Raw genomic sequence first — 25831 nt, forward strand, 5'->3', positions numbered from 1 at the left:
TAAAGCACACATACTATAAACAGTGCTATAAATTGTAGATTTAGCAGGCTTGATAGCGTATCTGATTTATATTGAAGGGATTATGGAATGTTTTAATTAAAGGAATGGATATGGACACACTCATTATCGTCGGCGTGGTTGTAGTGCTGGCGTTTGTCTTTATGATGGTCGCACTATTAATGCTCAAAGCCTTTTACTTTAAGGTCGAGCAGGGCAAAGCACTCATTATTAACGGTGTGAGTAAAATTGCCGTACGTTTTGATGGTGGTTTTGTTTGGCCAGTCATCAACAAAAAAGAATTGATGCGCATATCGCTCATCACGTTAGAAGTGGACAGACGCGGTAAAGAAGGTTTGATTTGCGCAGACAACATGCGTGCTGATATCACCGTGGCATTTTATTTACGCGTCAATGAAACCGAAGAGGATGTGCTAAAAGTCGCCAAATCGGTTGGGGTAGAGCGTGCGTCAGATAAAGTCGCTGTCAACGAGCTGTTTAATGCCAAGTTCTCAGAAGCCTTAAAAACGGTTGGTAAGCAGATTGATTTCGTCAAACTATTTGAAAACCGCAGCGAGTTTCGTGACAGCATCGTTCAAGAAATTGGTAACGATCTGAATGGTTATGTCTTAGAAGATGTGGCGATTGATTATTTAGAGCAAACGCCAAAATCTTCATTAGACTCAAGTAATATCTTAGATGCTGAAGGTATCAAAAAGATTACTCAATTAACGGCTTTTCAGAACGTCATTACCAACGAGCTCGAGCGTGATGAAGAGCTGGCCGTTAAGAAAAAGAATGTCGAAACCAGAGAGGCGATGCTAGAGCTAGAGCGTCAGCAAGCCGATGCCGAAGCCAAACAGCAACGTGAAATCTCGTCAGTGATTGCACGCGAGACTGCTGAAACTCGCAAAATTGAAGAAGAAGAGCGTAAAAAGTCTGAAACTGCCGTTATCTCGGTTGAGCAGGATTTGGCCATTCAACGTGAGAATCAGCAGCGTGAAATCGAAGTAGCAGGTCAAAATCGTTTGCGTGCGGTCGTCATCGAAGAAGAAAAAGTCACACGTGCCCGTGATTTAGAGATTGTCTCTCGTGAGCGTGAAGTTGATCTGCAACGTATCGAAGCCGAACGTGCAATTGAGCTTGAGAAAAAAGAAATCGCCAACGTCATTCGTGAACGTATCGCAGTGGACAAAACCGTTGCGCAAGAAGAAGAGCGTATCAAAGAAGTTCGCGAAATTAGCGAAGCTCAGCGTTCTAAGCAAACACGTGTGCTAGCAGCAGAAGCCGATGCGGAAGAAATCAAAGTACGTCAGGTGAAAAAAGCCGAAGCAGAAGAGCTGTCTGCCAAGCATAAAGCCGTCGAAATCACTACGCTTGCCGCTGCGAATCTTGAAGCATCCGCCAAAGATGCAGAAGCCAAAATTAAAATGGCCGAAGGTACCAAAGCAGAAGAGTCAGCACATGGCTTCGCTGAAGCGGCTATCCAAGAAGTCAAAGCGGCGTCTTTGGAAAAAGAAGGCATTGCGAAAGCCAATATTATTAGAGCGACTGGACAAGCTGAAGCGCAATCAGATCGTGAAAAAGGCATGGCAGATGCTGAGGTTATCGCGGCTCGCGGCGAATCTAAGGCAAAAGCTGAACGTGATATCGGTATGGTCGATGCAGAAATCATCGCCGCTCGTGGTGAATCTACCGCCAGAGCTGAGCGTGAAAAAGGCATGGCAGATGCTCAAGTCATCGCAGCTCGCGGTGAGTCAAATGCCAAAGCAGAACGTGAAGTTGGATTGGCAAAAGCCGAAGTTACTCGTGCACATTTCCAAGCTGAAGCAGATGGTCTGGTCGAGAAATTCAATGCCATGGGTAGCATGAGCAAAGAGGCACGTGAGCACGAAGAGTTCCGCATGAGTCTTGAGACAGCCTTGCAAGAAGCGCTTGCCTCAATTGACGCTGGTAAAGAGATTGCGAAAGAAAATGCTGAAGTATTGGCAGTTGCGTTACAGAAAGCCAAAATCGATATTGTTGGCGGCGAAGCGCATTTCTTTGACAACTTTGCCAAGTCACTGTCTATCGGTAAAGCCATCGATGGCCTAGCGGGTAAGTCAGACACATTGAGCGGTATCATCAATGGTGTGATGGCCAGTCAAGCCATGAAATCAAACCAGAAAAATGATGATCAAGCGGTTTAATGCTATATCAGGTCGAATTGACAGATATTTATATATCCAGCATTAGTAAGCAACATTAATATCAATAAATTATCTGTCGTCTAGGCGGCAGATTTTTTTGGCTAACTCAGGGTGATTCAGAACGACGAATCATGATGAGTTGGTTAATCTAAAAAAATAGCAGTGACCACTCGTTTTTTTAGATTAGCTAAGTGCTTCTTTACTTTCAATGATTCTTTATTGCCCAAAACTCTCTTATAGTGGATTCAGTTTAAAAGAGATACAAGGCAACCGAGTGCAGATGTATATGTGATACTTCAAGCGAGGTTAACGCTGTAGCTCTTTTATAAAGGATTGACTATATTATGTAAAAACAGAAACGGACGAGCAACGATGGCGGACACGCAAAACTCAACAAATTCAGACAGCAACGATAACGCTAATCAAGCCAACCAAACCGATCAGGCAGTTGCTTCAGGCAATGCTTATGAGCTCATCAAAAAACGTCTGACGGAACAAGGCGGCCGTTTAGAGACGCAAACGCAGACGCTCAATAATGCGCGTCTCGAAGAGTTTGGCAGCACCCAAATGCAAGTCATCGCCCGTACTCGTATTCGTACCGAATACAACTGTGTGGCACAAGACATGGTGCAGGTTGGTGATTATCTGCTATTTGGCTACAACGTTTTTATGGGGCTCAAACGCGCGAGCAATATTAAGGATGTATTGTCGTTATATCGTCTGAACGAGCCAGTTGGTAATGAAGAAGAGTATCAGCTCGAAGAGGTCGATTTAAAAGGGACGTTTTTGGCTCAAGACGCCTTTGTCCAAGACTTCAATGAGCTGTATCGATATTACAAGCAAACGCGCCTGATTCAAATAACGGTGAAAGACAGCAAATTGCTGTTGGCATTTCAGATTGGTGAGCGCATCACCGATATTCGAGTGTTCCGTTTTGCGTTAGATTTTAGCCAAGGCACACCAGAGTCGGCGCAAGTCGCTTATGTGGACAACCGAGGCGAGCGTGATATTGAACTGCCGCCTGCTTATGATTTTGACTGGATTGATACCACCCGCGATCAAATGGTGAATGGCAAATATCCGCATATGAATATCTTAGACACGATATTCGTGGAAACGGTCGGTGGCGATTTGACCATTAAGATTGAGGACAATACGCAGTCCGGTCAAGGTATTTATAGCGAACCAGTCAATGACCGTACCCAGTCGCTTACCGATGCCGAGATTGCGTATGCCAAAGTCGGCAGTCTAATACTGCTTAAAATATTGCCTTATCGTGAAGAGGACTACCGTTATTTCGTTTATAACACCTTGACCGAAGCGGTACTGCGATTGGACGCGATTGGACAGTCGTGTGTTCAGCTACCAGAAGACCATGGCATCATGTTTCCGGGTGGCTACTATCTACAGACAGGCGAGTATAAGCTGTTCGAGGCCAATAATGTTGGTGCTACTGACTTACGGTTTAAGCGTAAAATTGTATCGCCAAATGGGGAAGATGTTCTATTCTTATTTTACGATAGAGACTTGGGCGTCACGGGGCTGTTTCCTTATAATTTGATTAAAAAGCAATTGGCAAATCCTATCTATTGCAACGGTATGGCTTTGGCTGAGAATGGCCGTTTGGTGCTGTTTAGTGACCAAAGTGAGCCATCTCGTATTCATCCGATGCAGATATGGCACACACCTTACGCCTCACACGAGTATATCAGTGAGTTGCCAGAGAGCACGAGTTTTTATGGCAAGATCGGCAATAAAGAGTTGGTACGTGGTATCTCAGACCTGTATAGCATTACTCGCCTGATTGATAATCAAAGCGTATCACAGAAGCTCTATGAAGAGCTTACCAATAATACCAGCCGACTCTTCGACAGCTATTATTGGTTGTCTGAGCCTGAGCTGAGCGAAGTCGCCAGTAGTATTAAAGAAGTGACGGCGACAGCAGAGCTGGTCATTGATGAGTTCGCCAAAGTACAAAGTATCCAAAAGCAAACCCAAACCGCGTTAGCCGATGCCGATACCCAGCAAAGTGAGATTTTGCGGCAGATACGCGTCACTAGCTTTGAGTCTGCTAGTGATTATGTCGATCAGTTGTCAGCGTTAAGACGTCAAAAAGGCCGTTTGGTCAGCTTAGAAGATTTGCGTTATTTAGATGCTGATAAGCTACAAGCATTACAGACGCAGTTAGAAGAAGCAGAGGGCGAGCTGGCTGAAAAAACGGTGCTGTTTTTAAGTGGCGAAGAGGCGCTATCAAGTTACGAAGATATATTGGTCGATGTCAGTGAGCGTTTAAATACGGCTGAAACCAATGCCGAGCTAAAACCCGTACTAGAAAAAATCGATGAGACAGCGCAAGGGTTAGATTTATTAACCGAGCTACTAGGTACGTTAGATGTGGCTGATGCCACCGTACGCACACAAATTATCGATGATATATCGACTATCTATGCGAGCCTAAATCAGAGCAAAGCCAAACTCAATCATAAACGCAAAAATCTAGGCTCAGCGGAGGCCGTGGCGCAATTTGGCGCGCAATTTAAGCTATTTGGTCAATCGATTGCCAATGCCTTATCCATTGCCAATACCCCTGAGAAATCAGATGAGCAAATGGCTAAGCTATTGGTGCAGCTAGAAGAATTAGAAAGTCAGTTCGCTGATCCAGAGACCAATAGTGGCGATCAGTTTTTAGCCGATATCATCAGTAAACGTGAAGAGATTTACGAGACCTTCGAAAATCATAAGCAGCAATTACTCGATGCCCGTAACCGTAAAGCGCAAAACTTAGGTGATGGCGCGCTACGAATGCTTGAGAGTATTAAAAAACGCACGCAAAGCACTGGCGTCACAGGCTTTACAGAGGAAGAGGCGTTAAATACGTATTTTGCGGCTGATGGTCTGGTGCAAAAAGTCCGCAACATCGCAAAAGAGCTGCAAGCGATGGGCTTTAGCGTCAAAGCCGATGACATCGACGCTCGCCTAAAAGCCATTCAAATCGAGAGTTATAAGAGCTTAAAAGACAAGTCGGACTTGTTTGAAGATGGTGGTCAGATCATCAAGTTGGGTAAGCACCGTTTTTCGGTCAATACTCAGCCACTTGATTTGACCTTATTGAGCCGTCAGCAGTCAGATGGCAAGCGTGTGTTGAACTTGCATCTAACGGGTACAGATTATTATGAAGTGCTTAATAATATTGAGCTAAACGCCTTGCGCCCGTATTGGGACATGAATATCGCCTCTGAGTCCGATACCGTTTACCGCGCCGAGTACTTAGCATATAGCATTATCGAAAGTGCCAAAAACAGCCAAGAGGGTTTGACCGAAGCGCGTCTATATCAAGCATACGATGCGACTGTCATTACCCTCGATGTGAATGGCGATATTGATAATGACAGTCCATTGTCCAAACTGGTCAAAGCTTACGCCACCCCTCGCTATCAGCTCGGCTATGACAAAGGTATTCATGATCATGATGCCACGCTATTACTGATGCAAATATTACCGACGCTGCGTGAAGCAGGTTTGCTCATTTATACCCCGCAAGTACGTGCCTTGGCGCAGTTATTTTACTGGCAGCTGAATATCGTACAAGCGCTGGGCTTAGACAGCTTACGCCAGTTCGGTTATGACGCTTGGTTAAATGAATCCGTGCTGACGCGCGCGAGCAACTGGACGGACAGAGCCGCGACCGCCGAGCAACTGCGCCGTGCCTTGGGCAGTGATACGGCTAAGTCTTTACTAGTCGAAGATATGAGCGAAGTGATGCGTGACTTTGTCGCCGCTCATAATGATGACAGTCTTAGCGCTGATAAAGATGGTAGCGTTGATAACGGTGCCGGCAAGCAGTCCACATCTAAATCAGGGTCAGAACTGGATTCAAATACCAGTGATGTTCATAACGCCAATATCTTCAAACCAAGCTATGTCCAGCTTGCCTGCGAATATTTGGTTAGCGTGATGGGGCAGTCGGTTGAAACCAGTGCAGGCGCAAACAGCACAATAAATTGGCAAACCAGTCAACAAGCGCAGCAGTTGTGCGAGCAGCTAAGCCAAACGCTAAATAGTGCCTCAGGTAGCATGCAAGCGACGGCCAGTTTTGATCAACTACAGTCTTCAATTGGCAAGCTTGGATTCCAGCCTAAATCAGCTTATGAGCTATTGGCAACCTGGTTCCATGCATTACTTGATAAAACCTACGCTAGTATAGCATTGGCTAATGCAGCTGATGATGGCACCAATGAAGACGGCGAACTCAGTGAAGCACAGCTTGCTGAAATTGAAGAAAAAGATGCGTTACGCAAGCAGCAATTAGAAAGTGGCCGTCATTATGTGCCGGAGGCGATTGCGGTTTTACTCACTCAATTGAACGGTGCTCAACGTGAAGCTTTGGTGCAGCGATTGATTGATTCAGGCGCGAGCTTCAATAAAGGGCTAAGTGCTAAAGGATTGAGCAATCAAGGTTTAAACAGTACAAGCGCAAGTACCACGCCATCTGCTTTATCATTTTCCTCAATCACCTCGTCGCCAGTTTCATCGACGACATCATTGACCAGTATTAATAATCCGCTCAATCAAGTGCAAAGCTTTGAGCGTAGCACGGGTAAAGTATCGCTTGAAATACAAGTGAATCATCTACTAGGTGAGCATCCGCGTATTCATCAGCAGACCTTAACCTTTGCCGTCGATGATTTCTTAAATCGTCTGCATCATCATGATACCCAAGTCATCCCTGCCTATAGACGTTATCTGGCCATGCGCTCAGAGATTTTGCATGATTCAAAAGAGACGTTGCGATTGGACGAGTTTATGCCGCGTCCACTATCCTCATTTGTGCGTAACCGTCTGATTAACGAGAGCTATCTACCTCTCATTGGTGATAACCTCGCCAAACAGATGGGTACGGTCGGTGAAGATAAGCGTACCGATTTGATGGGTATTCTCATGATGATATCGCCACCAGGGTATGGTAAAACCACCTTGATGGAGTACGTGGCAAACCGTCTCGGCTTAATCTTTATGAAGATTAACTGTCCGTCACTCGGTCATGACGTGACCTCATTAGATCCTGAAAAAGCGCCCAATGCTACCGCACGAGAAGAGCTGAATAAAATTAACTTGGCCTTTGAGATGGGCAATAATGTCATGCTTTATCTCGATGATATTCAGCATACGCATGCGGAATTTTTGCAGAAGTTTATCTCACTCGGCGATGGTACACGGCGTATTGATGGTGTCTGGCAAGGCAAAACCAAGACTTATGACATGCGTGGCAAAAAGTTCTGCGTGGTCATGGCTGGTAACCCGTATACCGAGAGCGGCGAGGCATTTAAAGTGCCAGACATGCTTGCCAACCGTGCCGATATCTATAACTTAGGCGATATCATGAGCGGTATGGAAGAAGTGTTTGCGCTCAGTTATATAGAGAACTCGCTCACTTCTAACACCGTTCTCGCGCCACTAGCCAACCGTGACCTAGCGGATGTTCATCGTCTCATCAAAATGGCGAAAGCGGACAATGCCAATCTTGCCCAAGCCCAAAGCGGTGATTTGACGTATCCGTATAGCACTTCAGAGATTAATGAGATTGTCGCGATCTTGCGTCATATGTTTAGGGTGCAAGAAGTCATTCTAGACGTCAACCAAGCGTATATTGCTTCTGCATCGCAAGATGACAAGTACCGCGTTGAGCCGATATTTAAGCTGCAAGGCAGTTATCGTAATATGAATAAGATGACCGAAAAGCTGTCGGCGGTCATGAATAAGAGTGAGCTAAATCAGCTGATAGACGATCACTATCTGGGCGAGTCGCAGCTATTGACCCAAGGCGCAGAGAGTAATCTGCTCAAGCTTGGTGAGATGCGCGGTGTCTTGACCGAAGCAGAAATGCAGCGCTGGGCGCAAATTAAAGCCGACTTCCTACGTAACAAAGCCATGGGCGGAGAAGACGGGGATACGGGCGCGCGTATCGTTGCCCAGTTGGTCGACTTGGCCAGTGGCTTCAATGCCATCAGTAGCCAGTTTGAAAAATACTTAACGAAAAATGATCCTGAACAAATTGCTCGTTTACGAGAAGCAGGACAACAAGCGCAACTCGATGCCCAGCTAAACGCTCAATTAGAAGCACAGAAAATCCTTGCTGATAGCGTGCTCAACAATGCCAAAGCCGTCAGCGATAGTATCGATAATGGCTTTGAGAAAAGTCTGAATCAGCTGATGCAAATATATAAGCATGATCACAATACTGAGAAGGCAGAAGGTGAGTATCACAAGCAAAACCAAGAGGTGCAAAAAGCACTGATGGTGCAGCTGGTCAATGCCGTTGAAGAGCTGGCACAGAAAATGGCGAATAGCTTGTCTAATAGTTTAACTGAGACTCTAGCTAAGAATGGAGAGAATCAAACTGCAGATAGCGATGCGACTGACATCACTCAGCAGACCGCACTTATGGCAACTGCCCTCAAGCAAGCATTAGAGCCATTGACGATGCGGATGGATGAGAAGCTGGCGATTGATACCAGTACCGATCAATCAGGTAAGTTAATCGTCAATAGTCTCAACAGACTTAATAAAATCTTTGATGACTATGATTGATAGCTGATGATTAATAACTACTGATTAATAGCTGACGATTAGTCACTACTGGTTAACAGCTATGATTGATGGCTAACGATTAAGCGTTAATGCTTAATTATTAAGGCTTATGAGCAATGCTGATGACTTGCACTTATGAATATCACTTATGAATAGCACTATAAATAGGGCTTATGATTAAGAGACAGTGGTAATATAGTCGGCAATAGCTACTTTGGGTACGATGACGGCGAGTGAAGTCACTATAATAAATAGTAGATCAAGCAAGCCTGACACCGTATCCGATGATAGTGAATCGACTATATCAAACCAATGAGAAAATTATGGCGCACAAAAAAAAGAACGTCCGCAAAAAGCTTTGCCCTGTCTGCGAGCGCGAGTTTAGTTGGACTAAGAAGCTAGATAAAAACTGGGAGAGCATGGTCTATTGCTCAGACCAATGCCGCCGCGTTAAAAAGTATGAAGGGCTAGATCATCAAAAAGAAGATAAGTAGGCGTTAGTATTCAGTTAGAGGTGTACGGGAAAAGGGAGCAGAAGATGGCACATAAAAAGGTAAACCTACCGCAAAAAACCTGCCCTGTCTGCCAGCGTCCATTTATGTGGCGTAAGAAATGGGAGAAAGACTGGGAGCAGGTGATTTATTGTTCTGAGCGGTGTCGGCGGAGTAAAGGTGAAAAAGAATATACACCATAGAGATTGATACTAAGGTGTACATACGATTATATTTTTATAGATTATAAATTTAAGAGTAATTATATCAAAAAGTCTAATTTTTTATATAACTATAGATTTCTTGGTCTTTTTCTAAAGGAAAAGCATATTGGGCATTGAGTATTTCCTCTGCATCATATTGTCTGATAACTAAATTATGAATCTCAACTTTAAAGTCAAATATTTCTGTAGGTATATGTGATATATTATAAACTATATGATTTTTATTCAGAGCGAGTTGTGGAGGATTATATAAATATTTTTTAAAATTATGTTCAGCTTCTTTTTGATTTCTATAAGCTATAAACCAAGCAAGATGGTTTTCTTTGTCTTTACTTAAAAGAGGTATTATTTCACTTTCAAAATATCTAGAAAGTATCAGATCATCAGAAATTATTACATCATCAATTATATGACCTGTGAAAACTTTATTGCTGTTAATGACTATGGGGATTAAGCTGTATTCCTTTTCGCAGTCATAAGACCAACCAAGATTTTTGAATGACTCTTCTATATTATCTTTTATAAAATTAAGCTTTCTTTTTACTTGCTCCGCCCCTTTTTTTAGATGTTTTTTAGTATTGTGACTAGATATCTCAGAGTCTACAGTTACAATACATTTTGCTTCGCAAATAACTATATTTTTTCCAAATCTAAAAATGCAATCAATTTGCTCAGATTTTTTATTTATCTTTATTGTCTTGGATTTTGCAAGATTAAATTCAAAAAAATCGGATCTTGATTTTAAAATATTATTTATCTTATTAACTAAAATTTTTTCGTATTCATGCCCTTTGTTTTCTATATTTTTTGGAAGTGAGTCTCTTAGCCAATACTCCACAGTTCTGAATAAGTTTGGTGTAATAAAAGAACTCAAAAGCAGTGTTATATTGTTATTGCTGTTTTTTATTATAGGATAGCTCCACAAATTACTTTTATTGGGAGTGAAAGATAAAAAATTAATAATACCAATTATTTTATTTTTATTGTAACCTGTTATTTGTTCTAATATATTTTTATAATATGGTTAAGTTTAAAATTTGGAGAATAGTGTTCTTTTTTAGAAGATATTCATAGTCATTATATAAAATATCGTATACTTCTCTAGAAAAAAACACCAGATGGGTAAATATATCTAAGATCTCTAATATGTTAAACTTATTTAAACCTATTTTTCTTTCCATTAAACTTTTAGGAAAGAATTCTTTGATTTTTTCTACTGTAGCCATATTTTGATAAAAATGTGCTTGATTTATATCAGTAGAATCCTTGGTGTTTCCTGATACGGGTTTACCGTCTTTCAATAAGATAGTTGGAAAATTTATACCTAGACTTAATATGTAACTTATAGTGCTAATGTCGGGTAGTTCTAACTTCATTTTTCTATTAAGCGATAACCTATAATTTATATTTTCACTAGAATAGTTTTGTCTTATAATGTATTTGTCTTTATCTATTTCTAGTGTATAGCTTCCCCATAATAGACCTTGCCAGTATAGTTCAAATGCATAATAGATTTGAGAGTACATCATATCTTTTTCTATAAAATCCATAATTTCTAATGGATTGTTAGAATTATTTTTAGTTTTTATATTTTTTAATCTTTTTTTTAAAGCAAGCTCTATTGAGTCTACTGCTGAGTCAGCTAGATCTTGAGGTGGTATGTCTACATCTCCTATATTTGTTTTTATATTTAACGGTATATTGAGATTTAAAGTCTTAGGTTTTAATTGCCGAACTTGGTTGCTTAGAATTATTCTGTTTATGTTAGATCCTGCACAATGCAATGTAATTATTTCTTCATTTGTACATTCTGGAATTTTTGCATCTAAACGATAAATATTTTCTCTTATTTTCTCAAATATTTTGTAGAAAAGTATTCCTGCTTCATAAAATGAAGTGTCTTCAAGTTTTGGGTTTTCTAGATTTTTGAATGTCTCTCTCCAGTTATCTACACTGAATTTTTGAGAGTTTGGCGCTGCGACTTTTTTACCTTGTACTAACTTTATAAAACTCATAAAAATATAGCCTTGTGAATTTAATTCTGGATAAATATTGCATTAAATAAACTATATTTCATAAATAATTAAATTTATGAAAATTTACAATGATTCAAGTAAAATATAGAACATTAATAGTAGTGGCGCAAGTAATAAAACTACTATCTAACATCTCTCTTAGAAGGGTTTTCTCTACTAGCGCACCGCTAAAGTTATGCTATACACTAAATATTCCACTCGGTAACGCAGTGGCAGAGTTAAATTAAGGTAATTTCCAGTATTTTATAAAAATGGCTTACCCATATTAAATGAGTAAGCCAAAAAATAACTATTAAGTTTCTATAACTGCATTAGCTAATCGACTACAAATTCGGATTTAACCACTTCTCAGCAGTCTTCATATCCCAGCCTTTACGCTCAGCATAACTCTCTAACTGATCACGACTGATTTTACCGACGTTGAAGTACTCACTATCAGGATGCGAGTAATAGAATCCGCTGACCGATGACGCAGGCCACATTGCATAGCTTTCGGTCAAGGTTGTACCAATAGCATCTACCGTACCGAGCCAATCAAACAATTTGCCTTTTTCTGTATGCTCAGGGCAGGCAGGGTAGCCAGGCGCAGGGCGGATACCCACGTATTTCTCTTTAATCATCTCATCATTGGTGAGTGATTCAGTTGGTTGATAGCCCCAGTATTCTTTACGGATGAGCTCATGTAAATGCTCGGCAAACGCTTCAGCTAAGCGATCAGACAATGCCTGCACCATGATGGCATTATAGTCATCACCTGCTGCTTTGTACTTTTCAGCCAGTGCTTCTGTACCGACGATAGAGACGGTAAAGCCGCCCAAGTGGTCAGTGTGGGTGTTAGATGGCGAGATAAAGTCCGCCAAGCTAAAGTTAGGCTTGCCACTGGCTTTATCGCTTTGCTGACGTAAGTGTTCGAATTGATATTCTGCTGCGCCGCCTCTAGTAGCATGGTCATAGACAGTAACGGTATCGGCACCAGTACGGCGAGCAGGCATGAGTTTAAACACCCCTTTAGCGACGATTAATTTTTCATCAATCATCTTTTGCATCAGCTCATTGGCATTATCGAACAAATCGCGTGCCGCCTCGCCGACCACATCGTCTTGTAATATTTTCGGATACTTACCGACCAGTCCCCAAGAGATAAAGAATGGTGTCCAGTCGATATAAGGTAGTAGGTTAGCGATTGGATAGTCGTCAAATATCACTTGCCCCAGCTTATTGGGGACTGGTGGTACATAGTTTTCCCAATCATACTGAAAGCCAATCTTGACCGATTCGGCATACGTGACCTTCGCCGCCTTTGGCTGACGCTTGGCAAGGCGTTCACGTACTTTGGCATACTCTTCGCGGGTTTCATCGATAAGCGCTTGACGGTGTTCTTTGGAGAGCAGTTTGGTGACTACACCGACTGAGCGTGAGGCATCAGATACATAGATGACGGCATCATTTTGGTATTGTGGCTCGACTTTGACCGCGGTATGCGCTTTGGAGGTCGTTGCACCGCCAATCATCAAGGGTAACGTCATGCCGCGCTCTTGCATTTGCTTGGCGACATAGACCATCTCATCGAGACTTGGGGTAATCAGACCTGATAAGCCAATGATATCGACTTCTTCTGCGATAGCGGTATCGAGTATTTTTTCACACGGCACCATGACGCCCAGATCAACGATATCATAGCCGTTACAGCCTAGCACCACGCCGACGATATTTTTACCGATATCATGGACGTCACCTTTGACCGTTGCCATGAGGATTTTGCCTTTCTTTTCACCCTCGACTTTTTCCGCTTCGATATACGGATTTAGCCATGCAACGGATTGTTTCATCACGCGAGCTGATTTGACCACTTGTGGTAAGAACATTTTACCGGCACCAAATAAGTCACCGACGATATTCATCCCGTCCATGAGTGGCCCTTCGATGACTTCTAGCGGCTTGGGGTATTTCTCCCATGCTTCTTTGGTATCGGCTTCGATAAAGGTAGTGATGCCTTTGACCAGTGCATGGGCGATGCGTTCTTCTACTGTGCCTTCGCGCCAGCTCATATCAACGGTGCTGTCTTTTTTCTTGCCACCGTTTTGGTAGTTCTCAGCCACAGTCATCAGACGTTCGGTGGCATCTTGACCGCTCTCACCTTGGTTGCGGTTGAGCATGACGTCTTCGATAGCGTCACGAGCTTCTTTTGGAATATCGTCATATAACTCAAGCATGGCAGGGTTGACGATACCCATGGTTAAGCCATTTTGAATCGCATGATAAAGGAATACGGAGTTGATGGCTTCACGAATTGGGTTACCACGGAAACTGAACGAGACGTTAGAGACACCACCGGATATCATCGCATTGGGCAAGTTATCGGTAATCCATTTGGTGGCGTTGATAAAGTCCGCACCATAATTATTGTGCTCAGTGATACCAGTGGCGACGGCAAAAATGTTCGGGTCAAAAATAATGTCTTCTGATGGGAAACCAACTTCGTTGACCAACACATCATAGCTGCGCTGACAAATCTGAATCTTACGCTCGTAAGTATCGGCTTGCCCGTCTTCATCAAATGCCATGACGATAACGGCGGCACCGTAGCGCATACAAAGCTTGGCACGCTCAACGAACTCAGCATGACCTTCTTTTAATGAGATAGAGTTGACGACGGACTTGCCTTGGATACGCTTAAGACCTTCTTCGATGATGTCCCATTTAGACGAGTCAATCATCAGCGGTACACGGCTGATATCAGGCTCACCAGACACGAGGTTGACGAAATGAATCATCGCTTGCTTAGAGTCGAGCATGCCTTCGTCCATGTTGATATCGACGATTTGCGCACCGCCTTCGACCTGATCTCGCGCCACATCGAGTGCTTCGGTGTAGGCTTCGGTTTTAATCAAGCGTAAAAACTTTTTAGAGCCTGTGACGTTGGTACGTTCACCGACGTTGACGAACAGGCTTTCAGGTGTAATCGTAAATGGCTCAAGACCTGACAAACGGCAGGCAGGAGCGATTTCAGGAATCACGCGCGGTGGATAATTTGCTACCATATTCGCGATTTGACGGATATGCTCAGGCGTCGTACCACAGCAGCCACCAACGATGTTTAAGATACCTGCTTTGGCAAAGCCTTCGAGTAGGGCAGCGGTTTGTTCAGCTGTTTCATCATATTCACCAAACTCGTTGGGCAGACCTGCGTTCGGATGCGCTGACACATAGGTATTAGCAATGTTCGACAGTGTTTGAATGTGTGGACGCAGCGCATCGGCGCCTAATGCGCAGTTAAAGCCAACCGATAATGGCTTGGCATGGCGAATTGAGTTATAAAAGGCTTCGGCGGTTTGACCTGATAGCGTTCGACCTGAGGCATCGGTAATGGTGCCCGAAATCATAATTGGTAATTCAAAACCAATGTCATCAAACACGCCCGTAATGGCAAAGATTGCAGCTTTGGCATTGAGCGTATCAAATATTGTTTCGATGAGGATGAGATCAACACCACCTTCTATCAGGCATAAAGTCGCTTCACGGTAATTTAGTACCAATTCGTCAAAGGTAATGTTACGAAAAGCTGGGTCATTGACGTCCGGTGATAGCGAGCACGTGCGTGAAGTTGGCCCTACAACACCAGCGACAAAACGCGGTTTCTCAGGTGTTTTTGCCGTAAATTCATCCGCCGCTTGACGGGCAATCTTGGCTGCTGTCTTATTCAGCTCAGGCACTAGATACTGCATATCGTAGTCAGCCATCGACAGACGCGTACCGTTAAAGGTATTGGTCTCGATGATATCGGCACCAGCTAGCAGATGATCGTGATGAATGTCTTTAATCATGTGCGGCTGTGTCAGTACCAATAAATCATTGTTACCGCGTACGTCTTGATTGATATCGGCAAAACGCTCACCACGATAATCCGCTTCTTCTAATTTATAGGTCTGAATCTGTGTACCCATCGCCCCATCTAACATCAAGATGCGTGATGCCATTTGCTCGGTGATACGTGCACGTGCCGTCAGTTGCTGCTCTTTATAAGGAAACACGGCAGGTGGCGTTAAAATAAAGTCATCAGCGGATGATGGACTAGAAGTAGGAGCAGATTGAGAAGTCATCGTTTGAGTCATAGGAGCGCTGCTTATATCGTCAATGTTATAAAAGGGGAAGTAATAAGAATAATAAATAGCGTGCAACATTCATAAAAGGCGTGGGCAAATCCGCATTATTCTAGCATGAAAACCATACCTCACGTGGGACAGTACTTATTCCTCTTTGGCAATATGCTAGACAAAAAATCTGCCTGTTGATTGAGTGAGCATGATGTTCAAAGTTTATGCCATTAAGCGATTAGGAACAAATGAATATCATTTCGTTTAAAGATTACATAAAGCTTTGTATCTATAAATGAAAGCACAACGATTGTGCTTAAAAGTCAGACAGAGTTTACACCTGTACTACAAAAAGTTGCGTAAAGAGGAATTGATAAAGCTTGGTTATATGTTAATTTAATTTCAGAAGGATTGATGTTTCATAAGCAGTACTTACTAGTAAATGTTAATAGTTGTATTGGTGACATCTAACATTTACCACTATTATTAGCGCTAGTATTTGCTATAAGGGAAGACGATCTAATCTGCAAGACAGTTATAGAACAGTCAATAAATACTCAATCATTAAGGATAATGTTATGAAGCTTACTAAAATTGCTACCATCGGTACATTAGCACTCTCAATCGCTGGTTTAAGCGCTTGTAATAATATGATGCCAAGCAAAAGCGCAGCCATGAAAGCGCCTATGCACAGTCAATCTATGGCGAAAATGAACGTGGTACAAGTTGCCCAAAGTAATCCTGATTTCTCGCTACTGGTCGAAGCCGTCGTAGCGGCAGATTTGGCGGGTGCTTTGTCTAACCCGAATGCAAACTATACAATATTTGCGCCGACCAATGCCGCATTTGTACAAGCCCTGCAAGAAACAGGCATGAGCAAAGCACAACTATTTGCCAACAAGCCACTATTGACTAAGATTTTAGGCTATCACGTGATTAACGGTGCTGCGCCAGTATATGCGAAAGACGTTAAACCGGGCAATATTACTATGTTCAGTAAAGATACTCTGATGGTCACCAATCAGGGCAAATTGATGGACGGAAATGGTCGTACTACCAATATTATAAAAACCGATATTGCTGCTAATAACGGCGTAGTACATGTTATCGATAGAGTATTACTGCCCAAATAAGATTAATTTCAAAATTTCAGTTAAAGAATTATATCCCTATTACTTTGTATGATGAAGCTGGTATGAGTACCAGCTACCGTCTTTGATGACATGATTGTTAAATACACGCTATTTTGATTGCTAACGGTTTTAGATGAAGCTCCTTTAGATGATACTGCTGGCATTTAGAATGTTTGAGATATTTTTTAAGCGTGTCATCATTATTGTTTAACACTACGACAATAAACGACAGTCATCTTTGTTTCTTGTTGAAAGCTTTGATCATTTAACAGTTTCAATCATTCGACGGATGCTACTGACAAAGTAGATGGTTCATCTGAACTCATACATAAGGATATAATCATGCTAAAAAGAACCCTATTATCTCTGGCGCTTGCCATGACCGTTTTGCCGCTAGCCGCTTGTAATGACGACGACAATGATTTTTCAGTTGTTGTAGAAGCGCCAACACAAAATATTGCAGAAATTGCTGCTGAAAATAAAGGTTTAACCATTCTTAATGCTGCGTTAAAGGCATCTGGACTTGATAAAGTTTTGATGTCATCAGAGGACGAATTTACTGTATTTGCACCTACTGATGCTGCATTCGCTGAATTATTGGAAGAGCTTGATGTGACGTCAGAAGAGTTATTGGCTAACAAAGAGCTATTAACCATGGTCTTAACTTATCATGTTATCCCCAATATGACAGTCAAAGCTGCTGACATTCCTTATGGCGACAGTATCGAAACAGTCAATGGTCAAGCGTTCTCTATTAGTGATGCCAATATCATTATGGATGCAAGTGGGGATACCTCTAAAATTATCAAAACAGATGTATTGGCCACTAATGGCGTCATTCACCTCATTGACGACGTACTGTTACCTACTGACAAGTCTATAGTGGATCTAGCCGTTGCCACAGAGGATCTTAGTATCCTCAAAGAAGCAGTGGTAGCAGCAGGATTGGCCGATGCCCTCGCTGATGAAGACGCTGACTTTACCGTCTTTGCACCAAACAATGCCGCTTTTGCTAAATTATTAGCTGAACTTGATATAAGTAAAGAACAGTTATTACAAGATAAGCCGCTGTTGACGAAAGTGCTCACCTATCATGTGATTGAAGACGACCGCGTCTTTGCCTCTGAAATTATGGCAGGCAGTCAAGAGATGCTTGAAGGTAGCAGCATCACATTTGACGCTAAAAAACAAATTACTGATGAGAGAGATCGTACCTCTAATATCGTGACCGCGAATATACAAGCGAACAATGGAGTTGTACACGTGATCGATACAGTGTTGCTACCTAAGTAAGCATTAATCCGAAATTAATCAGTTAAAATTATAGTTATTGGTATAGCAGAGGCGACATTATTACTATTGTTTAGTTGCTATCATTTGCAACAGATAAGTGGTTCGCTGTTATATACATTAACTGGGTTAAGTTATTTGTCAAACAAGTCACTTAACAGACCATCCCTTTATAAGGAAATACTTATGTTGAAGAAAAACTTACTTTCTATTGCTGTCGTTACAGCTGCCATGTCATTAGCCGCTTGTAATGATAAAGAAGCAGCTACTGATCCTGTTGAGCCTGAAGTGACTACTGAAGAAGTGGTTGTAGAGCCCGTTGCCGAAGTTGAGCCAATGACTGAAGCTGATCCCATGGCCGATACTGCTGCGACGCAAAGCATTGCCGAAATAGCAGCTGGCAACGAAAATCTAACGATTCTAACGGCTGCATTACAAGCTGCTGGCTTAGATACAATGATGATGGATGCTGGGACTTATACGGTATTTGCACCAACTGATGATGCATTTGCTCCTGTGTTAGAGAAGCTAGGCGTTACTAAAGAAGAGCTATTAGCCGATACAGATCTACTGAAAAAAGTACTTCCGTATCACGTAGTGCCTATGGTTGTTATGGCAGCTGACATTCCTTATGGTACTGATGTTGCTACTGTAAATGGTGCTACTATCAATATTAGTGATGCTAATGTTATCACTGATGCGACTGGTAACACGGCTAATATTACTGGTACAGATATCATGGCAACGAACGGTGTGGTTCACACTATCGATGCAGTATTGATGCCTGAGTAAGTTGTTTCTATAGCCTCTTTATTTATGATGAATTAATTATTTAAATAATGACGTCGAAGAAGCCTAGCTATTGAGCTGGGCTTTTTTGCGTTTGGGGGATACCTAATGTTTACCATAGCATTGATATAATTCAGTCGCATGAAAACGGTTCAATGTAGTGGAGAGTAAGATAAATGAGCCTCTCATTGGTTCACACGAATGCAAGTTTAAAGAGTAATGATGACTTATGTAAGATATCTATTGAAGGCTTATGAATGCAAAGGTTTGAAATAAAAAAGCCCGAAACGATTGTTTCGGGCTTTTGTTTTAGAAGTTTGAATAACAATTATGTTAAATAATAGCTACGTTATAGAATATTACTTATGCTCTTTACGTAGTGGATCTGCTGCCATTCTTTGTTGCTCTTTTAGATGACGCTCTTCCCAATAAGGGGCGTTTTTGATGCCGAATTTTGCAGGATCAAAACTGTAGCGCTCAACACCTGCTTTACGCTGTGCTTCATAGTCTTTTAGCATAGTAAGCGTTGGACGAGCCACAATGAAGATGACCAAAATACCAACGATGTTCAACCAAGCCATAAGCCCAACACCAATATCACCAATAGCCCAAATGTAGCCAGCTGAGTTTAGGCCGCCATAAGCAACCATCACCATGATTAAGATTTTGACTAAGAATAGACCAGTCTTGTTGGCACTGCGACCGACAAAGCGCGTTAGATAAGCAACGTTCACTTCGGCGATGTAGTAGTAAGCCAAGATAGTGGTAAAGGCAAAGAAGAAGACAGCAATAGCGATAAAGGTATTACCAAAACCACCATAAACAGATTCCATCGCCATTTGCGTGAATGCAGGGGCGTTGATTTCAGTGGTAGCAGCGACGTTCTGTACGATGAATTGACCGTCTGGTAATGTCCCTTGAATGTTATAAGTACCCATGGTTAGGATCATGAAGGCAGTAGCAGAACATACTAATAGGGTATCGACATATACTGAGAATGCCTGAACCAAACCCTGCTGTGATGGATGCTCAACTTCAGCAGCAGCAGCAGCATGAGGACCTGTACCTTGACCTGCTTCATTTGAGTAAATACCACGTTTTACGCCCCAACCAATCGCTGCACCAAAACCTGCTTGAGCAGTAAAGGCATCGCTAACGATTAGACCGAATACTTGTGGAATCATATCAAAGTTAGTAAACATGATGATCAGTGCAAGAACGATATAGCCCAATGCCATAAAAGGAACGGCATACTCGGTAAACGTTGCGATACGCTTGATACCACCAAAAATGATAATACCTAATACCACAAGGATAATGGCTAAGGCTACTAGACGCATTGAGCCAACTTCTAAGGCGCCAATGCTCATAACAGACCCTTCGCCCATTACCTGTGCGAAAGCATTGATAACGCCGTTTGCCTGTACACCTGGTAAAAATATACCACAAGCGAGGATAGATGAGATTGCAAAGAGGATGCCATACCATTTTTGGCCAAGTGCGCGCTCAAAATAGTAAGCTGGGCCACCGCGATATTCGCCAGTGATGACATCTTTTTCTTTATAAATCTGTGCGAGCGTAGACTCAACATAAGCAGTAGATGCACCTAAGAAGGCCACGACCCACATCCAAAATACGGCACCTGGGCCACCGAAGCCGATAGCCGCAGCTACCCCAGCGATGTTACCCATACCCACGCGTCCTGCGAGTGATACGGCAAGTGCCTGAAATGATGAAATACCTTGATCACTAGATTTACCAGTAAAAAGTAACTTGATCATTTCACCGAACAGACGCACTTGTACGAAGCGCGTCATAATGGAATAAAATAGGCCCGCGCCCAAGCACAGATAGATCAGTGCGGGGCTCCAGATAATTCCGTTTACTAAGTTAACTAAACCTTCCATATGTATATTCCTAGTACTGTCTCAAAGTGGCTCTGTATGCTAGGAGTAAGCTAACTGGTTAACTTACTTATTTAAGTTAAGCAGTTAAATTATCTACATCGACTCATGTATATCCGTTAAGTCTCATACGCGCTTAGCCACTAAGAATGGACTGTAGTTGTCTGTCGTTATCCGCTTGGTTTATCAGTAATATTGACGGTTTGCTTATGCTTATTACCGATGATATGTGTATCAGCATAGTTGCAAGGCGTAAGCTGTCTCAATTACTGCGACATTTATCTTATCAATTAATATCTGAGATGAATGTTCAGTAGACCGGTGGATAAAACAGGCGGTTATAATATTAAATACTTATCATGCCGATAGCATTCAACTTTTTGTGAGCGGTATCGATTGACTACAGGGTTGGTGTGGCTGATTGAAACGATTAAGCGAATCTCTAATAATTGAGTAATATTTTACATAGAAATCAACAACTCGCTAATACTAATCAAGCCATAAGTCCACTACCAAATGTATTCAAACCGTACGGCTACGTAACTGCAATTTGCCATATTTTTGTAGTAATTACTAGAATTTTCTTTGTACAGAAGCATATATATTCATATTGAGTCAGGCAGATATGACTACAAATAACGATAAAATATCGCATGTTTTGCCCTTTCTTAGATATCAGACCAATATATAAAGGCACATCGACTACACAAAAACAAAGCGATCATTAACCGCTTATCTGTCACTTCTCTATACTGGACAAGCTATGCACTAAAGATAATGCCAGTGGTTCGATGATATTTGTGAGGTAGATATTATCAATGATAGGTAATAAAAACGAGCAATAGTCATGGGATAGCAGTGTGGTTTTGCGGTTGTGTTTTGGTAACGGCTAATTGTAAAAATAATGAGATAGCGCCATCATTGTGTAAGATATCTTATCCTATAGTTTTGTTTCGTTGATAAGACGAGAGCATAGGGCGGTATACGATTGCTATCGTACTCATTAACTACTGTTTTTATGTTTAGTGTGGCTTTAATATAAGTGATGTGCTTTTATTATAAAAAATATACGGCTTCAATATAAGTAGACATACATTTGCATGACCTCATTTATCAGCTTCAAAACACAAGCTTTAAAAAATTATCAAAAAAGTGTTACTGGCTATTTATTATTTACCATTATTAGGAGAAACAATGATGACGCGTCAATCAATTGTAAAACCGATATTGCTCGCAGCCGTGTTAGCGACGTCTACCGTCGGTCTGAGCGGTTGTGGCTACAACAACCTGCAAGCTCAAGATGAGCAAGTTACCGCGTCGTGGTCAGAAGTGGTGAACCAATATCAACGCCGCGCTGATTTGGTACCAAACTTAGTCAAAGTCGTGCAGCAGTATGCTGAGCAAGAACAAGAAGTGTTTACTCAAGTAGCTGAGGCACGCTCTCGTGCTGGTAGCATTACTGTGACGCCAGAAGTACTGAATGATCCAGAAGCGATGGAGCGTTATGCAGCTGCACAGGAACAGATGACAGGTGCATTATCACGTTTGATGGCTGTCTCTGAACGTTATCCTGAGTTAAAGTCAGATGCTTTGTTCCAAGACTTACAAGCCCAGCTCGAAGGCACTGAAAACCGTATTGCCGTCGCTCGTAACCGTTATATTCAAGAAGTGCAAAGCTATAATACGACGGTGCGCCAATTCCCAACCAACATTACAGCAAAAGTATTTGGTATGAATGCCAAGCCAAACTTTAGCGTGGCGAATGAAGACGCTATTTCAACCGCACCAAGTGTTGACTTCGGTGATGATAAGTCAGCGACAGCTGAGTAGTGATGATTAAATAGAGATGAAAACAGAGCGGGATTTGCCGCTCTGTTTGTTTACATTTTTATCGTTTAGCTCAGTTAGCCACTAGTTTGCTTAGCCACATTTTTAAAGGTATTGATGGATATGAATGCCTATTAAATGAATACCAAATCCAAAAAGTACGATTAGCTGTGTCAAATTTGGTTTCTTTGCTATGCTAATTTTTGTGAATGGTATCACGTAGATTCACTCAGTACAGATGTCACTTGAGGTGGTATAGATTAGATGAACAATTCAAAAGCAATCCTATCAGTATTACTGTTCACACTCAGCATCAGTAGTGCGCCTGTGTTGTATGCTGCGCCTAATGAAGCCATTGATAGCACCTCAGACATGCAAAGTCGTAGTGTTGAGGACTTGGTAGCGATTGCCAAAGCGGGCGAGTCTAATGAAGCGATCAATGACGCTGTATTGGGTAATGATGCAATCAATGATGCCATTTTAGGTAATGAGGCGATCAACCCTAATGCGGCTAATAATGAGGCAGCAGTTGGGTCAACAGCCGCAAATCCTTCTCCTATACAGTCAAATGCACCCAGTGTCGATGCCGATAAGCTCATATTAAATAATCCTGTCGTTGATCAGGCCAATATCCTAAATCCGCAAGAAAAACAGCGTCTAGAGGCGCAGCTTAGAAATATTTATCAGCAAGGGCTTGCCCAAGCAGCAGTTGTTATCGTGCCTACGACCAATGGTGTTCCTATCTTTGACTATGCTCTACAAGTAGCTGAGACGTGGCAGCTGGGCAACAAAGACATCGATGATGGCTTACTCATGGTAGTCGCCGTCAATGACCGTGATATGTACATTTTGACGGGTTATGGACTAGAGGGTGTCTTACCAGATGCTGCCGTCAATCGTATTATTCGTGAAGATATCACGCCGTTATTTAAGCAAAATAACTATGGCGCTGGGATAATAGCTGGCGTTGACGCGCTCAAAACGCGGCTGACTGCTGATCCTGAGGTATTGGCTCGTGCTGATGCGCAAGCAGCTGAGCGTAGTGTACAACAAGGTTCAGACGAGCTACCATCGCCCATATTTTTATTCATTATGGCAATGATATTTGGAAGCTTTATTACCAGTATTTTTGGTCGTGTATTTGGTTCTATTATTACTGCTGGTGGGTTTTTTGCGGGATCGTTAGCCTTAGGCGGTGGTTTTTTTATGACCGTTATTATGGCTATATTCTTATGGCTATTTTTGATTTCACGTGGTGGCGGTGGTGGTAAAGGTGGATCTGGCGGCGGTCGTAGAGGCGGCGGTATGATATTCCTACCTGGTATGGGCGGTGGCGGCGGCTCTGGCGGTGGTGGTTTTGGCGGCGGCGGCTTCGGTGGTGGTGGCGGCGGTTTTGGCGGCGGCGGTGCTGGTGGCTCGTGGTAGACGCTTGGTAGATGCTTAAGTAAAAACGGATACTAAACGACCGTCAGCAATGACGTATTTGAGGAAATAGTAAAATGTCAGAAAACAACGCGTCAAATCCCAGTTTTGCCCGCTGGTGGCGTCAAGTCTTATTTATTCCTATATTGCATAGTAAATGGTTAACAGCAGCAGCCAAAGCACGTTTAACAGACGAGGTGACCCGTGCAGAGCGAGGGCATCGGGGTGAGGTGTTTTTGATTGTAGAAAACCATCTGCCGATTCAAGAGGCGTACTATATTGGCTGTCGCGAACGTGCGATTGAGCTGTTTAGTGAGTATCGAGTTTGGGATACTGAAGAGAATACGGGCGTCTTGGTGTATGTCAATATTTGCGAGCACCAGTTAGAGATCGTAGCTGATCGTGGTATCAGTGCTCATGTCAGCCCCACCGTTTGGCGGGCGATGTGTGATAAGGCTGTGTCAGGTATTGCCAATCAAAAAACCGAAGAAAGCTTGGCTGAATTGTTAGATGAAGTTGGGCAAGTGCTGCGTCAGTATTATCATTTGGAGCAGGATCCAGCGGGTAACGAGTTGTCTGATACTGTGGTGTTTTTGAAGTAACGTTGATGAGGCAGTCTGATGGCTTGTTATTTTGCTAGCATCATGTTCTTTTATAGGGTTTCGGCATCAATTACAATATAATAGCGCCTCTAGAAATCGAGGGTGACTGATATATTGCTCAAGCGTATATACAGGCTTTGCATTTATAAAGGCACTTCTCAAAAGCACTTCTCAAAAGTACTCTACTACAAAAGGCCGTCACTGGAATCCTATGATTGATTTAATAAAGAAATTACCAAAAGCTGAGCTGCATTTACATATTGAAGGCTCACTAGAACCTGAGCTGATGTTTAGATTGGCCAAAAAGAACCAGATAGAGATTCCTTATAAAAATATAGAAGATGTGCGCAACGCCTACAACTTCACCAACTTGCAAACCTTTTTAGATATCTACTATGCAGGCGCAAATGTCCTGATCACTAAAGACGATTTTTATGATTTAACGTGGGAATATATACTTAAGTGTGTTGAAGATAACGTCATTCACACAGAGATATTTTTTGACCCGCAGACGCATACTGAACGAGGCATACCTTTTGAAGTGGTGATAACAGGTATCAAAGACGCGCTTGCAGATGCCAAAGAAAAATATGGTATCACCTCTTGTATCATCATGTGTTTCCTAAGGCATTTATCACAAGAAGAAGCGTTTGAGACCTTAGAGCAAGCATTGGTATTCAAAGATGACATCATCGGTGTCGGTCTTGATTCGTCAGAGCTGGGCAATCCACCATCGAAATTCAAAGATGTCTTCAAAAAAGCTAAAGAAGCAGGTTTTAAGCTGGTCGCCCATGCTGGTGAAGAAGCAGATTTTTCGTACATTTACGAAGCACTGGACTTATTAAATATCAATAGAATCGATCATGGTGTGCAATCGATAACAAGCCCAGAGTTGATGCAAAGACTAAAAGATGAGCAAATGCCGCTGACCGTTTGCCCGAACTCAAATATTGAGCTGAAAGTCTTTGATAATTACAAAGAACACAATATCAAGGAGCTGCTAGATTATGGTCTAAATATCACCATAAACTCAGACGACCCAGCCTATTTCAAAGGTTATATGAATCAGAACTTTATAAATATATGCGAAAATTTACCGCTAACAGAAGATGATGTTGTTACTTTGGTAAAGAACTCCTTTAATGCCTCATTTATTAGTGATGAATTAAAAGCAGCATATTTGGCGAAAGTTGATCTGGCACTAAAGTAAATCAACTATGATTAGGTTTTAGTACCCGAGGCTTA

At 42.2% G+C, this 25831-nt stretch carries 15 protein-coding genes; 11 read left to right on the top strand and 4 right to left on the bottom strand.

What is annotated here, in order from left to right; genetic code table 11:
- The first annotated feature begins 110 nt into the window (after positions 1–110).
- The 4 genes from JMW85_RS03335 (at position 111) to JMW85_RS03350 (ending at position 9468) form a co-directional block, all read left to right on the top strand.
- Entirely contained in the window at positions 111–2186 is a 2076-nt protein-coding gene (locus JMW85_RS03335) for a hypothetical protein (RefSeq protein WP_201580943.1), read from the top strand.
- Positions 2187–2558: 372 nt separating this feature from the next.
- Positions 2559–8774 (top strand): DNA repair ATPase, encoded by a 6216-nt coding sequence (locus JMW85_RS03340; RefSeq protein ID WP_201580944.1) that lies wholly within the window; start codon positions 2559–2561, stop codon positions 8772–8774.
- A 323-nt stretch (positions 8775–9097) separates the two neighbouring features.
- Positions 9098–9268, top strand: coding sequence for a DUF2256 domain-containing protein (locus JMW85_RS03345; RefSeq protein ID WP_010196547.1), 171 nt, complete (start codon positions 9098–9100; stop codon positions 9266–9268).
- Positions 9269–9312: 44 nt separating this feature from the next.
- Positions 9313–9468: a DUF2256 domain-containing protein gene (locus tag JMW85_RS03350; protein ID WP_201580945.1), complete on the top strand. Its 156-nt coding sequence runs from the start codon at positions 9313–9315 to the stop codon at positions 9466–9468.
- A gap of 73 nt (positions 9469–9541) precedes the next feature.
- Here the strand turns inward: JMW85_RS03350 and JMW85_RS03355 are convergent, their stop codons facing one another.
- The 3 genes from JMW85_RS03355 to metH form a co-directional block, all read right to left on the bottom strand.
- Positions 9542–10363, bottom strand: a complete 822-nt coding sequence (locus JMW85_RS03355) for a hypothetical protein (RefSeq protein WP_201580946.1) — start codon at positions 10361–10363, stop codon at positions 9542–9544.
- 139 nt (positions 10364–10502) lie between these two features.
- Positions 10503–11504: a hypothetical protein gene (locus JMW85_RS03360; RefSeq protein ID WP_201580947.1), complete on the bottom strand. Its 1002-nt coding sequence runs from the start codon at positions 11502–11504 to the stop codon at positions 10503–10505.
- 344 nt (positions 11505–11848) lie between these two features.
- Positions 11849–15637 (bottom strand): methionine synthase, encoded by a 3789-nt coding sequence (metH, locus tag JMW85_RS03365; RefSeq protein WP_201580948.1) that lies wholly within the window; start codon positions 15635–15637, stop codon positions 11849–11851.
- Between the two features lie 560 nt (positions 15638–16197).
- Here metH and JMW85_RS03370 point away from each other — a divergent pair.
- The 3 genes from JMW85_RS03370 (at position 16198) to JMW85_RS03380 (ending at position 18834) form a co-directional block, all read left to right on the top strand.
- Positions 16198–16752 (top strand): fasciclin domain-containing protein, encoded by a 555-nt coding sequence (locus tag JMW85_RS03370; RefSeq protein WP_201580949.1) that lies wholly within the window; start codon positions 16198–16200, stop codon positions 16750–16752.
- Positions 16753–17094: 342 nt separating this feature from the next.
- Positions 17095–18045, top strand: a complete 951-nt coding sequence (locus JMW85_RS03375; protein WP_201580950.1) for a fasciclin domain-containing protein — start codon at positions 17095–17097, stop codon at positions 18043–18045.
- Between the two features lie 183 nt (positions 18046–18228).
- Positions 18229–18834, top strand: a complete 606-nt coding sequence (locus JMW85_RS03380; RefSeq protein WP_055125212.1) for a fasciclin domain-containing protein — start codon at positions 18229–18231, stop codon at positions 18832–18834.
- Between the two features lie 356 nt (positions 18835–19190).
- Here the strand turns inward: JMW85_RS03380 and JMW85_RS03385 are convergent, their stop codons facing one another.
- Positions 19191–20738: an alanine/glycine:cation symporter family protein gene (locus JMW85_RS03385; protein ID WP_055125213.1), complete on the bottom strand. Its 1548-nt coding sequence runs from the start codon at positions 20736–20738 to the stop codon at positions 19191–19193.
- 1194 nt (positions 20739–21932) lie between these two features.
- On the opposite strand from JMW85_RS03385, the gene JMW85_RS03390 reads away from it, so the two are divergent.
- The 4 genes from JMW85_RS03390 to JMW85_RS03405 all read left to right on the top strand — a co-directional run bounded on the left by JMW85_RS03390 (position 21933) and on the right by JMW85_RS03405 (position 25796).
- Entirely contained in the window at positions 21933–22565 is a 633-nt protein-coding gene (locus tag JMW85_RS03390; RefSeq protein ID WP_045456163.1) for a LemA family protein, read from the top strand.
- Positions 22566–22826: 261 nt separating this feature from the next.
- Complete coding sequence (locus JMW85_RS03395; RefSeq protein ID WP_201580951.1) at positions 22827–23987, top strand: TPM domain-containing protein; 1161 nt, start codon at positions 22827–22829, stop codon at positions 23985–23987.
- Positions 23988–24061: 74 nt separating this feature from the next.
- The gene (locus tag JMW85_RS03400) at positions 24062–24586 is read left to right on the top strand and encodes a TPM domain-containing protein (RefSeq protein WP_045456157.1); all 525 of its coding nucleotides are present in this window, start codon (positions 24062–24064) and stop codon (positions 24584–24586) included.
- A 211-nt stretch (positions 24587–24797) separates the two neighbouring features.
- A complete protein-coding gene (locus JMW85_RS03405) occupies positions 24798–25796 on the top strand; it encodes an adenosine deaminase (protein ID WP_201580952.1) in 999 nt (332 codons plus the stop codon).
- Positions 25797–25831: the final 35 nt, after the last annotated feature.

Origin of the sequence: Psychrobacter glacincola (assembly GCF_904846075.1) — a bacterium.
Lineage (GTDB): Bacteria > Pseudomonadota > Gammaproteobacteria > Pseudomonadales > Moraxellaceae > Psychrobacter > Psychrobacter glacincola_C.

Coding starts and splice junctions, on each gene's coding strand:
- JMW85_RS03335 (WP_201580943.1), top strand. CDS start 111: ATGGACACACTCATTATCGTCGGCGTGGTTGTAGTGCTGGCGTTTGTC.
- JMW85_RS03340 (WP_201580944.1), top strand. CDS start 2,559: ATGGCGGACACGCAAAACTCAACAAATTCAGACAGCAACGATAACGCT.
- JMW85_RS03345 (WP_010196547.1), top strand. CDS start 9,098: ATGGCGCACAAAAAAAAGAACGTCCGCAAAAAGCTTTGCCCTGTCTGC.
- JMW85_RS03350 (WP_201580945.1), top strand. CDS start 9,313: ATGGCACATAAAAAGGTAAACCTACCGCAAAAAACCTGCCCTGTCTGC.
- JMW85_RS03360 (WP_201580947.1), bottom strand. CDS start 11,504: ATGAGTTTTATAAAGTTAGTACAAGGTAAAAAAGTCGCAGCGCCAAAC.
- metH (WP_201580948.1), bottom strand. CDS start 15,637: ATGACTCAAACGATGACTTCTCAATCTGCTCCTACTTCTAGTCCATCA.
- JMW85_RS03370 (WP_201580949.1), top strand. CDS start 16,198: ATGAAGCTTACTAAAATTGCTACCATCGGTACATTAGCACTCTCAATC.
- JMW85_RS03375 (WP_201580950.1), top strand. CDS start 17,095: ATGCTAAAAAGAACCCTATTATCTCTGGCGCTTGCCATGACCGTTTTG.
- JMW85_RS03380 (WP_055125212.1), top strand. CDS start 18,229: ATGTTGAAGAAAAACTTACTTTCTATTGCTGTCGTTACAGCTGCCATG.
- JMW85_RS03385 (WP_055125213.1), bottom strand. CDS start 20,738: ATGGAAGGTTTAGTTAACTTAGTAAACGGAATTATCTGGAGCCCCGCA.
- JMW85_RS03390 (WP_045456163.1), top strand. CDS start 21,933: ATGACGCGTCAATCAATTGTAAAACCGATATTGCTCGCAGCCGTGTTA.
- JMW85_RS03395 (WP_201580951.1), top strand. CDS start 22,827: ATGAACAATTCAAAAGCAATCCTATCAGTATTACTGTTCACACTCAGC.
- JMW85_RS03400 (WP_045456157.1), top strand. CDS start 24,062: ATGTCAGAAAACAACGCGTCAAATCCCAGTTTTGCCCGCTGGTGGCGT.
- JMW85_RS03405 (WP_201580952.1), top strand. CDS start 24,798: ATGATTGATTTAATAAAGAAATTACCAAAAGCTGAGCTGCATTTACAT.